Raw genomic sequence first — 13,298 nt, 5'->3', positions numbered from 1 at the left:
GTCTCCCTTTCACCTATCCGTCAGGATCGCCTTGTCGACCTGGAGATCGACTTCACAGCCTTTGTCGGTGACGACGGTGACGTTCAGCTCCACTTCCGTCCGGCCGCGGTGGAGCACTATCGTCGCCGCCTCGTATTCCGCCACCCGCACCTGGCCGTCCATCAGGGGTGCAGCGGCATAGCCGTGGCGCGTGTTGACCTGAATCCTGGTGTGCGGCACGCACATCTGTTCCCGGTGATGCTCGGAAAGCCGGAAGCTGATCGCCAGGCTGGAGCGTTGCGTGGGAATGTCCACGGTCAGAGTCTGCGTTCTACCCTCAGCGAGTGGCTGATCGGACGACTGGTGGACTCGCCCGGTCACGTCGATATCGCCGTGATCCAATGCCCAGACCAACTGAACGCCACTCGTCACGGCCAGGATCACGGTGGCCGATAGCGCAATCCAGCGCCAGTTACCCTTGATCGCAGGGAAGGCCGAACTCGAGATGAGCGCCAGGATGCCGGGGACCAGGTAACAACCCATCTGCCAGCCGCTCCCCGGCAGGTGGTAGACGAACGCTGCGACAAGCACCGCCAGCGGGAGGAGGGGCAGCATCCAATATCTCCCGGAAGCGATCTGCTCCCGATCATGGTTGGTGGTGATCTCCTGATAATGGTTGGTGGTGATATTGACGTCCCGGCTGTCGATCTTCTGTAAGGAGATGGCCGGAGTCTGCGGAGCGGCTTCGCTGTTTCGGCTCATGGGTGTGAGGCATCACCGCGACCGGCGTCGATGTCCTCGACGGACATATCACGACCGGAACGCACCTTGTGCGCTCTGAAGACGGCCCCCGGTACGCGGATCCCCTTGAACCGCATATCCCTGCGAGCTCGCACATCCCGCAGATAGACACCAGTCACCGGATCTGGGGCCGCCGCGGGTGCGGACTGGGCCCGCTGAGTCCAAAGCGACGCCGCGAAAACCCCACGGTCAACACCACCACAGCCACCCACATCCACACCGAACGATCACCGCCGGTCGCGTAATTCACCGCTACCGCCAGCCCCGTTGACACCCCTGCGGTCACCGCGGTGGGCACCACCACCCGCCACACCGACTGTCCTGAAGCCATCACAACCACTCCATTCGAGAGCAATTCGAACCCCGAGCCGCCCCATCGTTACAGCACCACACCCCGAAAACCAGCCGACATCCATAATGCCGCCAACAGGTCACCATTTGTTCGCAAACAGGCAGCGGCACAACCACTTTCACATCCTGGTCGGTCTCTCGAATCCGGGTGTCAACGTCGGTCGAAGGGGCTGTCCAGTCTCCGGCTCTGTCCTACTTCGGTGGTGACGAATAGCAGGCTATGCCAACAGGATTCGATGGCACAGGAGTGAGAAGCCTGGAAGGTGGCCGCCTAGACCCGGTCGCTGTATTCCTGATGACCTCGTCGCGGTCGAGCATCGGCACGGGCGCAGATCCTTCCATCCAACGGGCAGGAATCTCATAACCCAGCGGACAGAACGTCAGGACAGCCCCGAGCGCCGCAGGACAGGCCCAATTGGGCGACCTCGGCCTTCCGAGACTTGAATCGAGACGAAGTAGTGACATCGAAACGGGGTATTCGCCGCAAATAGAAAGGCTTGGCTGTGTCGTCCTCAGCGGCAACAAGAGGGGTACGCTCAGTCCATTTGGTGTCGATAACGTCGAAACGTTGATGAAAAAGTAGTCACCGGCAATGGCAAGCGAATATCGGGGATACGGAACTTTCCCACGCCGGAGAATCGCCGACCGAACAGAGCGACCGAGGAGGCATCATGACAGTGGTTCAGAACTTCATCGACGGCGCGCTTGTCGATCCGGTCGGCGGTGCGACGATGACGCTCGTCGACCCTGCCACCGGCGATCAGTACGGCACCGCGCCGGTATCGTCCGAGCAGGACGTCGACAACGCCTATGCGGCGGCGGCTGAGGCATTCAGAGACTGGAAGCGCACGACGCCGTCGCACCGCCAGAAGGCGCTGCTGGATTTCGCCGACGAGTTGGAGAATGCCGCCGACGCGCTTGTCGAGGCCGAGGGCCGCAACACCGGCAAGCCGAACCACCTCACCCTGGCCGCGGAGATCCCGCAGATGTTGGACCAGACTCGATTCTTCGCGGGGGCGGCACGGGTACTCGAGGGCAAGTCGGCCTCCGAATACCTGGCCGGCCACACATCATGGATCCGCCGCGAGCCGGTCGGTGTCATCGGGCAGGTGACACCGTGGAATTACCCGATGATGATGGCAATCTGGAAATTCGTTCCCGCTATCGCGGCGGGCAACACCGTGGTGATCAAACCGAGCGACACCACGCCGGTGACGACGGTGATGCTGGCCGAACTGGCCTCGAGGCACCTGCCGCCAGGCGTGCTCAACGTAGTTACCGGTGACCGTAATACCGGCGCGGCGGTGGTAGCGCATCCGACCCCGGCGATGGTGTCGATCACCGGTTCGGTGGCTGCGGGACGTGCGGTCGCGGAGTCGGCCGGGGGCCGCCTGAAGCGAACGCATCTGGAATTGGGCGGCAAGGCACCGGTCATCGTGTTCCCCGACGCCGATATCGCTGCTGCCGCCAAAGGTATTGCGGCCTCGGGCTATTTCAACGCCGGACAGGATTGCACGGCGGCCACCCGGGTGCTCGGTCACGCGTCGGTGGCCGATGATCTGACCGCGGCACTGGCCGAGCAGGCCGGTAACGCGACAACGACGTTCGGTAGGGCCGCCGATGACGAGGATGCCTGGGTGCCACCGGTCAACAACGCCGCCCAACTCCAGGGTGTGCTCGCCTTCCTCGAGGACGTTCCCGATCACGCGTCGGTCGTGACCGGTGGGCACCGGCAAGGCGACCATGGGTACTACGTCGAGCCGACCGTCATCGGCGGGCTGCTGCAACACGACCGGCTGAGCCAGAACGAGATCTTCGGCCCGGTGATCACCGTGCAATCGTTCACCGACGAAGACGAGGTGATCCGATACGCCAACAGCGTCGAGTATGGGCTGGCGTCGTCGTTGTGGACCAAGGACGTGTCCAGAGCGCTCCGCGTGTCGGCCGCGCTCGACTTCGGCTGCGTGTGGATCAACACCCACACCGCGTTGATCGCCGAGATGCCACACGGCGGGTTCAAGTCGTCCGGGCACGGGAAAGACCTGTCGATGTACGGGCTGGAGGACTACACCCGCGTCAAGCATGTGATGGCAAAGATCGATTGATGTCCGAGTCGTCATCTCGCGGTCGACTCCCGACTGGAATTCGGCCGAGCGGTCCGTTCAAACGCCAGCGGGGCCAGGTGACGCAGAACGGTCCGTGGATGGGTTCGGATCGCGGAAAGCGGGAAGCCCCGGGATGAGGCCGTTGGCGTAGTCGCGAATCCGTTGCGGTGGGAAGGTTTCGGGGTCGGCGAGGACGAGTCGTCCCGCTTCCCAGAAGAGCGCATACATGGTGCGGGCGGTGAGTTCGACATCGACGGTCGACAGCCGCTCGGGTGGCAGGGCTGCTCGCACGAAGGACGCGAGGGCGGCGATGAATGCCTGCCGTCCGCGTTCGATGCGCCTACGGAAGGCGGGGGTACTGGCGTCGGCGATGAGGAATACGGCCCGCCAGCGATCGGGCGCGGCTTGCACGGCGGCGAGGAAATTCTCGAGACTGTCCGCCATGGCCTGGATCGGGTCACCTGCCGACGCCAGTGGCACGGCTTCGGCCATTTGAGCCAGCGCCGCGGTCTCCTCGCGATCCAGGGAAGCGCGCAGTAGGTGGTCGGAGTCTTCGAAGAGTCCGTAGATGACCGGGCGACTGACCCCGGCCTCCTTGGCGACGGTGTCGATGGACACCTTGTGGATGCCCTGCTCGACGATGACGCGCAAGACCGCATCGAGGAGTTGTTCGCGCCGCTGTTCGGGGGCCATTCGCGGTGCGTAGGCACCCTTTCGCCGTTCGGCCATGATCGTTTGCTCACCTCTCGGCTCCGCGATTGCTTGACATCTGGCTGCGCCGCCGCAAATACTACACTCACTGTAGCTACACTGACTGTAGCTTTCGAGGAGATCGTAATGAGGCGTCGTTACTGCATCATCGGGGCGGGATATACCGGGCTGGCGGTGGCCAAGGCCTACACCGATCTGGGCTTGGACTACGACCATGTGGAGGCGACCGATGCCATCGGCGGCAACTGGTCGCACGGTGTCTACGACTCCACGTACCTGATCAGTTCGAAGGATGTCACCGAGTACCCCGACTATCCGATGCCGCTCGACTACCCGGATTTTCCGAGCGCTGCGCAGATGCGCGACTACTTGCGTTCCTTCACCGCAGAATTCGGTCTGGATCACCGCATCGAGTTCGGCGCCCTGGTGACCGACGTCGCTCCACTCGATGATCTCGGACTGGCCGGGTGGCGGGTGACCTTCGCCGATGGCGCAATGCGCGAGTACGCCGGTGTGGTCGTCGCAAACGGGCACTACTGGGACGTCAACATCCCCTCGTACCCCGGGGAATTCACCGGTAAACAGATCCATTCGAAGAACTACAAGCGTCCCGCCGATCTGAACGGCCCGCGGGTGCTGGTGGTGGGCGCCGGGAACTCCGGCTGCGATCTGGCGGTAGAAGCCGCGGTGACATTCGGCAATTCGGAGATCTCGCTGCGCCGCAGCTACTGGTTCATCCCGAAGTACGTCCTCGGAATCCCGAGCAGCAAGTTCGATGTCGGCTCGGTGCCGGTGCCGAAACTGGTGCAGGAGGCGGTCTTCCGGTCGATTGTCGCGCTCGGGATGGGCAGCTACGGCAGTTTCGGCCTGAAGAAGCCCACCCACCGGATCTTCGACCAGGATCTGGTGGTCAACCAGCAGTTGCCGTACTTCCTCAAGCACGGCCGCATCGCCGTGCGCGGCGAGATCGCACGCTTCGACGGTCGCACAGTACATTTCACCGACGGCACCAGCGGTGAATACGACAGCATCGTGTGGGCGACCGGTTTCAAAACCACCTTCCCGTTCCTGCGCGGCGGCCTGCTCGCCTGGGAGAACGGGCAGCCGCGGCTGGTGTCGCACACCTTCCCCCCTGGACTGGCCAACCTGTACTTCGCCGGACTGGTCGCCCCGCGTTCCGGCGCGGGCATGCTGTTGATGAACAGTTCCCGCTTGCTCGCCGAGGCCGCACTACTGCAACAGCGGATGCGCACACCGATCGGCGACATCTACGCCCAAATCTCGAAGCCGTCGAGCGAAATCCTCGCCGGCGGGCCGGACTTGCGCTGGGAAGTGCTACGCGGCCGGTGGCTGGTGCGCATTATCGCCCAGATGTCCACCCTGCGCGCACTACTGCCGGGCACCTCTAGGTCCGGCCCCTCCGAGACGGAAGCCGTTGAACCACAGCCAGATACCCGAACCGCGTCGCAGCGCCTGGCCCCACCTAGTCGCCTGCTGCGCCCCATCCTCACCGCCGCGCGCCACATCGCCTGACCTCGAACCCTACGCAGGAACGTCAGGAGCCTTGCCATGACACCCAAGAATCGACCACCGCACGTCATCGCCGTCGGGAGTCCCTTGACGCTGCCGTGCGGCGTGACGCTGACCAACCGCATCGCAAAAGCCGCGATGAGCGAACAGCTCGGCACTATCGACGGTGCACCGAGCCCAACCCTGACCCGGCTCTACAGCGCCTGGGGCCGCGGCGGCGCGGGACTGCTCATCACCGGCAATGTGATGATCGACCGCCGCGCCTACGTCGAGCCGCGCAACGTGACCCTCGAGGACAACCGGTATCTCGAGGATGTCGGTAATTGGGCCCGGGCGGGATCGCGTGAGGGAGCGGTGATGGTCATGCAGATCAATCACCCTGGGCGTGTCGCGGTCGGCCCGTTGTACCGGCGACCGGTCGGGCCGTCGGCGCTGCGACCGCAGGCGGTCGGATTCAACCTGCGCAAGCCACGCGAGCTATCGCTCGACGACATCGCCGATCTGCGCCGCCGCTACGCGACCACCGCGGAACTCGCTGTGGCCGCGGGCTTTTCCGGTGTGCAGGTGCACGCCGCGCACGGATATCTGCTGTCACAGTTCCTCTCGCCGGTCGCCAACCAGCGCTCCGACCGGTACGGCGGTAGTCCCGAGAATCGTCGCCGACTGCTGCTCGAGGTGGTCGCGGAGGTACGAAAAGCTATCGGCCCCGATGCCGTTCTCTCGGTGAAGCTCAACTCGGCCGACTTCCAGCGTGGGGGGCTGACCGAAGCCGAGTCTCTCGATGTCGCACTCGCGCTGGAGCAGGCCGGTATCGACCTACTGGAGATCTCCGGTGGTAACTACGAGGCCCCGGCCATGACGGGTGTGGTGCAGGACAGCACGCGCGCCCGCGAGGCGTACTTCCTGCGCTACGCCGAGGACCTGCGCGCCCGTTCGGCCATGCCGCTGATGCTCACCGGCGGCATCCGCACCCTCGACTTCATGAACGAGGTACTCGCCGACGGCGCGGTCGACGTGATCGGGCTCGGTCGCCCGTTCGCCGTGCGCCCCGATATCGCCTCGGCACTGCTGACCGGAGCCCAAGAGCCGCAGGTGCTGCCCTCCGCGCCGCGCATCCCGCTGCCCGCTGCGACACCGATCAACTCCTATCTTCAACTTGCTTGGCATGCATCGCATTTCCGCAAGGTCGCCGCAGGAGAGGCGCAAGTGACCGGGCCCGGAGCCTTCCGCACCTTGCTCGCCGCCGGCACCGCCGTGACCGCCCGCGCTCTCACCCAGTTCTGATCGCAGAGGAGCCCTCATGAGCCTGCCCACCCCAACGCCGGGCGCACGCGCCGTCGTCACCGGAGCCTCGTCCGGCATCGGCGCGGCGCTTGCCGAAGGCCTCGCCCAGCGCGGATACTCCCTGATTCTCGTCGCTCGCCGTGAGGACCGGCTGCGCGAACTGGCCGGCCGTCTGACCACTCGCCACGGAGTCGAGGCCGAGATCCGCGCCGTCGACCTGTCCGACCGTGATGCACGCGCGAAGCTGTGCGACGAACTCGCCGCGCGCGAGATCGTCGTGCTGTGCAACAACGCCGGCTTCGCTACCTACGGCGAACTGGCGGCCGCGAACCCGGACCGGGAGCGTCAACAGGTCGAGCTGAATTCCGTTGCTGTGCACGACCTCACGCTGGCAACACTGCCCGGTATGATGCGGCGCGCCGCGGGCGCGATCCTGATCACCGGATCCACCGCGGGAAACCAGCCCGGCCCGAACAATGCCACCTACGCCGCGTCGAAGGCCTTCGCCAACGCGCTCGCGGAGTCGCTGCACGGTGAATTGGCCGGGACCGGTGTCGAGTGCACGCTGCTCGCGCCGGGGCCGGTACGGACCGAATACGCCGAGGCCGCCGAGGTCCCGAACCTGGACCGCCTGGTGCCGGGCCCGCTGTGGGTGAGTGCCGAAAAGGTTGCGGCGGAGGCGATCGCGGGAATGGCCGCTGGTCGCCGCCGTGTAATCCCGGGAGTCTTCGCGAAGGTGCAGACCGTCGGCGGCCAATACACCCCGCGCGCGTTGGTCGGTCCGATCCTGCGCATCGTCTATCGAAAGGTCAAGTGACATGGGCTGGGAACCCGCTATCCGGACGGTGGGCCGCTCGCTCGGCTCGGATCTGCGCCGCATGCTCGCGCTGGGCGATCCGCGACACAGCCTCTACCGAGATGCCCATTACTTCAGCGCCACAGTCGAAATCGATCCCGAACCCATGAAGCAGTGGCTGCCCGCCGGGGTGCAGCTCACCGAACCGGCCCGCGCCGACCTGTTCACCGCCTACTTCCCAGACAACAATTTCGAGTCGCAGGGCTACCACGAGGCCGGGCTCTTCGTGCATGTCAAGACCGTGCAGGGCACCGGAATCCATTGCCCGTGGATGATTCTCGATGACGACGTGGCCCTGATCATCGGGCGTGAGCTGCTCGGCTACCCGAAGAAACTGGGCGAGATCGACTGGGCGCTGACCGACACCGAGATCCGCGCCGAGGCCACCCGGCGCGGGCACAAGCTACTCGGCATGGGTGGACGACTCGGCGATGTCATCGCGGAACCGCCGCCGATCCTGGCCCGGCCGCACCGCAATGTCGTTGGACTCGGTGGCCTGTTCCCGTCCTGGCTGGTGGCCTTCACCCCACGCGAGAGCGTGATCGAGGTGCGGCGGATCGAGGACTTCACGCTGGAAGTCCGTGGCTCCGAACGTGATCCGCTCGACCAGATGGGTATCGGGCGGGTGGTCGAGGCACGCCTGCACCGGGCAGACCTGCTGGGCGTGTGGGTCCCGCCGATTCCGCTGCGCCCGCTGACGCCACTGTTCACAATGACCCGGATGCGCCCCCGAATTCTGTGATTCTCGACCGTCGCTCCCAGGAGGCTCCCGTGAGTATCGCCGAACGTCTCATCACCGACCCGATCGCCATCCCGCGACCCGCCACCACCGCGCCGTTCCCCCGCGTCGATACCTTCGACAAGGCGCTCACCGCCCGTGGCGGCTTCGGTCCGCGCCTGCGCGCCTGTCGCACCGCCGCACTGGACTTTCGCCGCGAGTTCGCCGCGACCGGCACGCCCGACTCGGTGCGCACCTACGACCTGATATCGCTCCCGTATCCAACCCGCTACGGGTTGTTCCGGGCCGCGATCAGTCCGACGCCGTTCGTCACCATCTGCAATCGCATGCTGATCGTGCGCTGGACCGAAACCGACGGCACTTCCCGAACCTTGCTGTTCGAACCGAGCGATCATGAACTCGACTCCTACACACCGTATTTCGCCGAACTCGACCGCATGACGCCGGGGCCGTTGCGCGGACTTTTCGTGCACGAGCACACCGATGTCCTGAGCGCCTGCCGTCGCGCCGGTGTCGATCCCGCAGCGGTCGACTACCTGGCCTTCGATCACCTGCACACCCAGGACGTGCGGCGCTGGCTCGGCACCACCCGACCGCAACCCGACATCAGCCCGGACGAGCCGGTGACTGCGGCGTTCCCGAACGCCAAGCTGCTCGCCCAGCGCGACGAACTGGAGGCCATGGCCGATCTGCATCCGTTCCAACGGCCCTGGTACCAGCCGACCACCTTCGTCGACCTGCCGCCCGAGAAGATCCTGCCGCTGGACGGCAGCGTGCTGCTCGGCCCCGGTGTCGCGCTGATCAGCACACCCGGCCACGCCATGGGCAATCAATCGCTGCTGCTCAACACCGATACCGGGATCTGGGCGATCAGCGAAAACGCCATCGCCACCGAATGTCTCACGCCGGAGCGGTCCCGCATCCCGGGTCTGGCACGCGCGGCGAAGTTCTGGGGACATGAAGTGGTGCTCAACGCGAACACCCTCGAGACCACCTACGAGCAGTACAACTCGCTCGTCATCGAGAAGACCGTCGTCGATGTGTCCCAGCAGGATTCACGGTTCCTGCAGTTCTTCCCCTCCAGCGAGCTGACCGGGGCGCTGCTCAATCCCGGCACCTCGCCCACCTTCACCCACCGCGCCATCCGGCACGGCTGAACGCCCCGGCGGAACCATGACCACCACACCCGCACCGAGCCCCGGTCTCTTCGCGCAGTTGCTGGATCCGGCACAGCGCGCCGACCCTTACCCGCTCTACGCCCGTATCCGTCAACGCGGACCACCTGTCCCAGCGTTCGCCCAATCGGTGATCGAGGAAAGTCTGCGCTACGACTCACCAGTCCAACTGGTCCCACGAATCGCTCGCGACACCATCCAGCTCCCCGGCATCGACATCGCACCCGGTGAGCTCGCCATCATGCTGATCGCCGCCGCCAACCACGACCCAACCGTCTTCACCGATCCCACGCGATTCGACCCCGCTCGCGCCGACCGTCACCTCGCCTTCGGTCTCGGCCAGCACTTCTGCCTCGGCGCCCCACTCGCCCGCCTCGAAGCGACGATCGCCATCACTCGCTTCGCCCGCCGTGTGCGCGACCCACGACTCGACGGTGACCCGCCATACCGAGACCACGTCACTCTCCGCGGACCCGCTGCAATTCCACTCACCTACACCGAAATCATCCCCACGCAAGCCGGCCACTGCGGCAGCCGCTGACCCTGTCGCGCGGGCGTGGACCCGCGAGCCCTCGTCGCCGCGATGAACACTGCCCAAGCGGACAAGGCGGCGGCAAGGCCTCTGTCAGGCCCTCCACCTCCACATACGAAAGGCCCCGGCAACTGGAATTGCCGGGGCCGATCTGCACTGGTGTCCGGAGGGGGGACACGGCCAGTACGCCAACCTGATGCGACGGCGATGTCGCGGCGGCCAATCTGGCCGCGATCGAGCAGCCGCTACCGGGTTCCACGGCCCTGAATGTGCGTTCGGGACAACCGATCACGATCGGCGATGTCGCGGCGGTGCTGTCCGGGGCACGTGGCGCTCCAGTGCCGCATGTGACGGTTCCGATCGGAAATTGTTGTCCGAGTGGATGTTTCGTTGATCCCAAGGCGGAGTGGCGGTCTACAATGGACCGGTCGAAGGGGGGCAAGGGAATCGAGTCGGCTACCGCAGGTCTGATCCACGGGTCCACAACTCGGGCAATGGCAGGTACAACGCGAAGGGTTCGGTCACGCGGATTTCTCGAGTCGATCGGTCGGTCAGCTCGTATTCACCTGTCGGCAGCTTCACGTAGACGGCCACCGCGAGGGGAAGTAAGCCGATGCGCCAATAGTGCGGGGCTGGAACGAGTGGTGGCATGAATCCGGTGTCGACGGCGATCTCGATCGAAAGGATCGGCGTCGAGTTCGCCCCGGTGACGCGCAACTCAGGTGGTGTCGCCTCGGTCGTGACCGTAACCGTGGCGGGTGCGATTCGGCGGATCCGGGCTGCGAGTTCGACCAGGACGGATTCGTGCAGCGGGAGTCGGATGTCCTCGGTCGTGATGACGTCCAGATCGTCGATGGTCCAACTGTCGAGTGGAATTTCCGGGGTGTACTCGTCCGGGCTGGTCACGCATGGAAGGTTAGTGGATGAGCGACGGGGTACGGCGCATTTTGTGGAGTGCCGCCTGGTCGGCCGCGTCCGGGGCGGGGGCCTTCGCCGCTGCCGCTGCCGGCTGGGCTTCCACCGCGGGGATCGGGTGGATACAATTGTCGTCTGCGGGTGCCGCTGCCCTACTCATCGGGGGTGTTACCTATGTCGAGCTACAGATGCGCAGCACCGCTCGCTCCGCTCCTAGGTGGACCGAGCAGCTGACCCAGTTGCCTCCTCGAAATCCGGTATTCACCGGTCGCGAAGCCGAGTTGGCCGAAATCGAACGGCGACTGGCCGGGACCGCGCCACTTCCCGTCGCGCTGTGCGGGATAGGCGGAGTGGGCAAGACACAGTTGGCCATCGAGTACGCGCACCGATTCGCGGACCGGTATACCTTGATCTGGTGGGTGGATGCCGAGAATTGTGATCTCGTCGCCGGTCACCTTGCCACACTGGCCGTGCGGGCGGAGTTGGTCACACTGGAGACCGAGACCTCCGTCGCCGCGCATATCGCGTTGGCACACATGCGCTCACAAGCCTCGCTGATCGTCTTCGACAACGTCGAGGAACCGGCGTCGATTCTAGCGTGGTTGCCGGGATCGCCGGTACATGTCTTGATCACCTCGCGTCGCAGTGCCTGGAACGAACTTGCCGTGCCCGTCGCGCTCGACGTACTCACCCGATCCGATTCGGTGGCGTTGCTCCGCCGACAGTGTCCGAGCCTGAGTCAGGACGAGGCGGAGCGCCTGAGTCGTGCGCTGGGATACCTCCCGCTCGGATTGGCACAAGCGGCGGGAACCCTTTCGGAGACGGGGATGTCAGCATCCGAATACCTGTCGATTCTGGACGACCGGGCAGCCGGTCTGCTCGAGGGAGGAGCGCCCGCGGGCTACGGTCGGTCTCTCGCGGCTGCCACACGGTTGTCGGCGGGCCGACTCGCCGCCGCCGATTCCGCTGCGGGGCAACTGCTCTCGATGTGCGCGCTGATCGCGCCCGAACCGATTCCTCGTTCGCTGCTCGTGACCATCGTGGCAGTGCTGTGCCAGGGCGAGGAAAATGCGCGGTCACAACGGGATACGTGGTGGCAACTGGCAACATCGATCGGACGTTACGGCCTCGCGCGCATCGACGGATCAGGACTGCAACTGCATCGACTGACTCAGGCGATCCTCCGTGACATGATCACCGACACCCGATCGACGGAGTTGAGCGACCAGATATGCGCAGCCCTTTCGGCGGCACATCCGGGAGATCCGTGCGATGCCACCACATGGGTGCACTGGGCGGCATTGTTGCCGCACTTGTTGGCTGCCGAAGCGGACAACAACACTGATGAGCGGCTCGCGAAAATGTTGTGTGACACCGCGTGGTATCTGGCCGCGCGCGGTGATTGCGAACCGAGCATGCACCTGGCCTCGCGATTGCACGACCGCTGGCGCCGAGTGCGCCACGCCGACCATCCCTTCGTGCTGCGTGTCGCCAACAGTCTGGCCTTCGCCCACCGTGGCCTCGGCGACTTCGAGGCCGCTCACGAGCTGGACGCGGATGTGTATTCCCGGCGATGTCGGCTACAGAGCCGAGACCATCCCGACACGCTCGCCGCTGGGCACAATTTGGCGATCGATCTGCATGCGCGCGGCTTCATCACCGCGGCTCGCGAACTCAACGAGGAGGTTTGGCAGACACGTCGCCGAGTGCAGGGGCCAGAACATCCCGACACGCTTGCTGCCGCCAACAATCTGGCCTTCGACCTGCTCGCCTGTGGTGATCCCGAACGCGCGATCCACCTCGACAACGAGACATTGGAAATACGGCGGCGGGTATTGGGTCCCCGGGACTACTGCACGCTGACCTCGGCCAACAATTTGGCCGTGAGTTATCGCGTTACGATGAATCTTTCGTCCGCTCGTCGGCTCCACGAGGAGACGTTGGCTCAGCGCTGCGAGATCCTGGGAAGGGATCATCCACATTCCCTCACCTCCTCGAACAATATGGGGGTATACCTGCGAGCGGCGGGGGAATACGAAGAGTCGGTGGCAATGCATGAGGATCTCCTCGCCCGCCGCACGCGGCTGCTCGGGGACAGTCATCACGACACATTGACAACAGCCAACAATCTCGCTGTGGCCCTGCACTATTCGGGGGATCGTGATCGGGCGACAGCGCTGCTCAGGGACACTCTCGACAAGCGCAGGAATTCGCAGGGTGATCGCCATCCCGACACCTTGCTCGCGGCGAGCAACCTCGCGATGGCCTCGAGGTCGGCCGGTCGGTGATGGCCACGGAACCGCTGGTGCCGGCTCGGCCG

Annotated in this window: 11 protein-coding genes; 8 read left to right on the top strand and 3 right to left on the bottom strand. The window is 65.1% G+C overall.

Annotated elements, in window-relative coordinates; all coding sequences use genetic code 11:
- Positions 1-9: 9 nt before the first annotated feature.
- A complete protein-coding gene (locus NL1_RS04825) occupies positions 10-741 on the bottom strand; it encodes a hypothetical protein (protein ID WP_067834708.1) in 732 nt (243 codons plus the stop codon).
- 1,061 nt (positions 742-1,802) lie between these two features.
- On the opposite strand from NL1_RS04825, the gene NL1_RS04820 reads away from it, so the two are divergent.
- Complete coding sequence (locus tag NL1_RS04820) at positions 1,803-3,236, top strand: aminobutyraldehyde dehydrogenase (RefSeq protein ID WP_067834706.1); 1,434 nt, start codon at positions 1,803-1,805, stop codon at positions 3,234-3,236.
- A 57-nt stretch (positions 3,237-3,293) separates the two neighbouring features.
- Here NL1_RS04820 and NL1_RS04815 read toward each other — a convergent pair whose 3' ends face one another.
- Positions 3,294-3,965: a TetR/AcrR family transcriptional regulator gene (locus NL1_RS04815; protein ID WP_067834704.1), complete on the bottom strand. Its 672-nt coding sequence runs from the start codon at positions 3,963-3,965 to the stop codon at positions 3,294-3,296.
- Between the two features lie 108 nt (positions 3,966-4,073).
- Here NL1_RS04815 and NL1_RS04810 point away from each other — a divergent pair, with 108 nt between their 5' ends.
- Genes NL1_RS04810 through NL1_RS04785 form a run of 6 tightly spaced genes read left to right on the top strand, consistent with a single transcriptional unit; the run spans position 4,074 to position 10,072 of the window.
- Positions 4,074-5,480 carry a flavin-containing monooxygenase gene (locus tag NL1_RS04810; protein WP_084510311.1) on the top strand — a complete coding sequence of 469 codons (1,407 nt, stop codon included), beginning with the start codon at positions 4,074-4,076 and terminating at the stop codon, positions 5,478-5,480.
- A gap of 36 nt (positions 5,481-5,516) precedes the next feature.
- On the top strand, positions 5,517-6,761 hold the full coding sequence (locus tag NL1_RS04805) for an NADH:flavin oxidoreductase/NADH oxidase family protein (RefSeq protein ID WP_067834702.1): 1,245 nt from the start codon (positions 5,517-5,519) through the stop codon (positions 6,759-6,761).
- Between the two features lie 16 nt (positions 6,762-6,777).
- Positions 6,778-7,578 (top strand): SDR family NAD(P)-dependent oxidoreductase, encoded by an 801-nt coding sequence (locus NL1_RS04800; protein WP_067834700.1) that lies wholly within the window; start codon positions 6,778-6,780, stop codon positions 7,576-7,578.
- A gap of 1 nt (position 7,579) precedes the next feature.
- Positions 7,580-8,359 (top strand): acetoacetate decarboxylase family protein, encoded by a 780-nt coding sequence (locus NL1_RS04795; protein WP_084510310.1) that lies wholly within the window; start codon positions 7,580-7,582, stop codon positions 8,357-8,359.
- A 29-nt stretch (positions 8,360-8,388) separates the two neighbouring features.
- The gene (locus NL1_RS04790; RefSeq protein WP_218024360.1) at positions 8,389-9,513 is read left to right on the top strand and encodes an MBL fold metallo-hydrolase; all 1,125 of its coding nucleotides are present in this window, start codon (positions 8,389-8,391) and stop codon (positions 9,511-9,513) included.
- 16 nt (positions 9,514-9,529) lie between these two features.
- Complete coding sequence (locus tag NL1_RS04785) at positions 9,530-10,072, top strand: cytochrome P450 (RefSeq protein WP_067834699.1); 543 nt, start codon at positions 9,530-9,532, stop codon at positions 10,070-10,072.
- Positions 10,073-10,519: 447 nt separating this feature from the next.
- Here the strand turns inward: NL1_RS04785 and NL1_RS04780 are convergent, their stop codons facing one another.
- Positions 10,520-10,969: a hypothetical protein gene (locus tag NL1_RS04780; RefSeq protein WP_067834697.1), complete on the bottom strand. Its 450-nt coding sequence runs from the start codon at positions 10,967-10,969 to the stop codon at positions 10,520-10,522.
- Between the two features lie 17 nt (positions 10,970-10,986).
- On the opposite strand from NL1_RS04780, the gene fxsT reads away from it, so the two are divergent.
- The gene (gene fxsT / locus NL1_RS04775) at positions 10,987-13,266 is read left to right on the top strand and encodes an FxSxx-COOH system tetratricopeptide repeat protein (RefSeq protein WP_084510309.1); all 2,280 of its coding nucleotides are present in this window, start codon (positions 10,987-10,989) and stop codon (positions 13,264-13,266) included.
- Positions 13,267-13,298 lie beyond the last annotated feature (32 nt).

Source organism: Nocardia lijiangensis NBRC 108240 (genome assembly GCF_001613045.1).
GTDB lineage: Bacteria > Actinomycetota > Actinomycetes > Mycobacteriales > Mycobacteriaceae > Nocardia > Nocardia lijiangensis.
The sequence above is the reverse complement of the archived record's forward strand: the minus strand, read 5'-3'. Positions and strand labels throughout refer to the sequence as shown.

What these genes read in the sequence shown, in the direction of transcription:
- NL1_RS04825 (WP_067834708.1), bottom strand. Translation starts at nt 741, where the DNA reads ATGAGCCGAAACAGCGAAGCCGCTCCGCAGACTCCGGCCATCTCCTTA.
- NL1_RS04820 (WP_067834706.1), top strand. Translation starts at nt 1,803, where the DNA reads ATGACAGTGGTTCAGAACTTCATCGACGGCGCGCTTGTCGATCCGGTC.
- NL1_RS04815 (WP_067834704.1), bottom strand. Translation starts at nt 3,965, where the DNA reads ATGGCCGAACGGCGAAAGGGTGCCTACGCACCGCGAATGGCCCCCGAA.
- NL1_RS04810 (WP_084510311.1), top strand. Translation starts at nt 4,074, where the DNA reads ATGAGGCGTCGTTACTGCATCATCGGGGCGGGATATACCGGGCTGGCG.
- NL1_RS04805 (WP_067834702.1), top strand. Translation starts at nt 5,517, where the DNA reads ATGACACCCAAGAATCGACCACCGCACGTCATCGCCGTCGGGAGTCCC.
- NL1_RS04800 (WP_067834700.1), top strand. Translation starts at nt 6,778, where the DNA reads ATGAGCCTGCCCACCCCAACGCCGGGCGCACGCGCCGTCGTCACCGGA.
- NL1_RS04795 (WP_084510310.1), top strand. Translation starts at nt 7,580, where the DNA reads ATGGGCTGGGAACCCGCTATCCGGACGGTGGGCCGCTCGCTCGGCTCG.
- NL1_RS04785 (WP_067834699.1), top strand. Translation starts at nt 9,530, where the DNA reads ATGACCACCACACCCGCACCGAGCCCCGGTCTCTTCGCGCAGTTGCTG.
- fxsT (WP_084510309.1), top strand. Translation starts at nt 10,987, where the DNA reads ATGAGCGACGGGGTACGGCGCATTTTGTGGAGTGCCGCCTGGTCGGCC.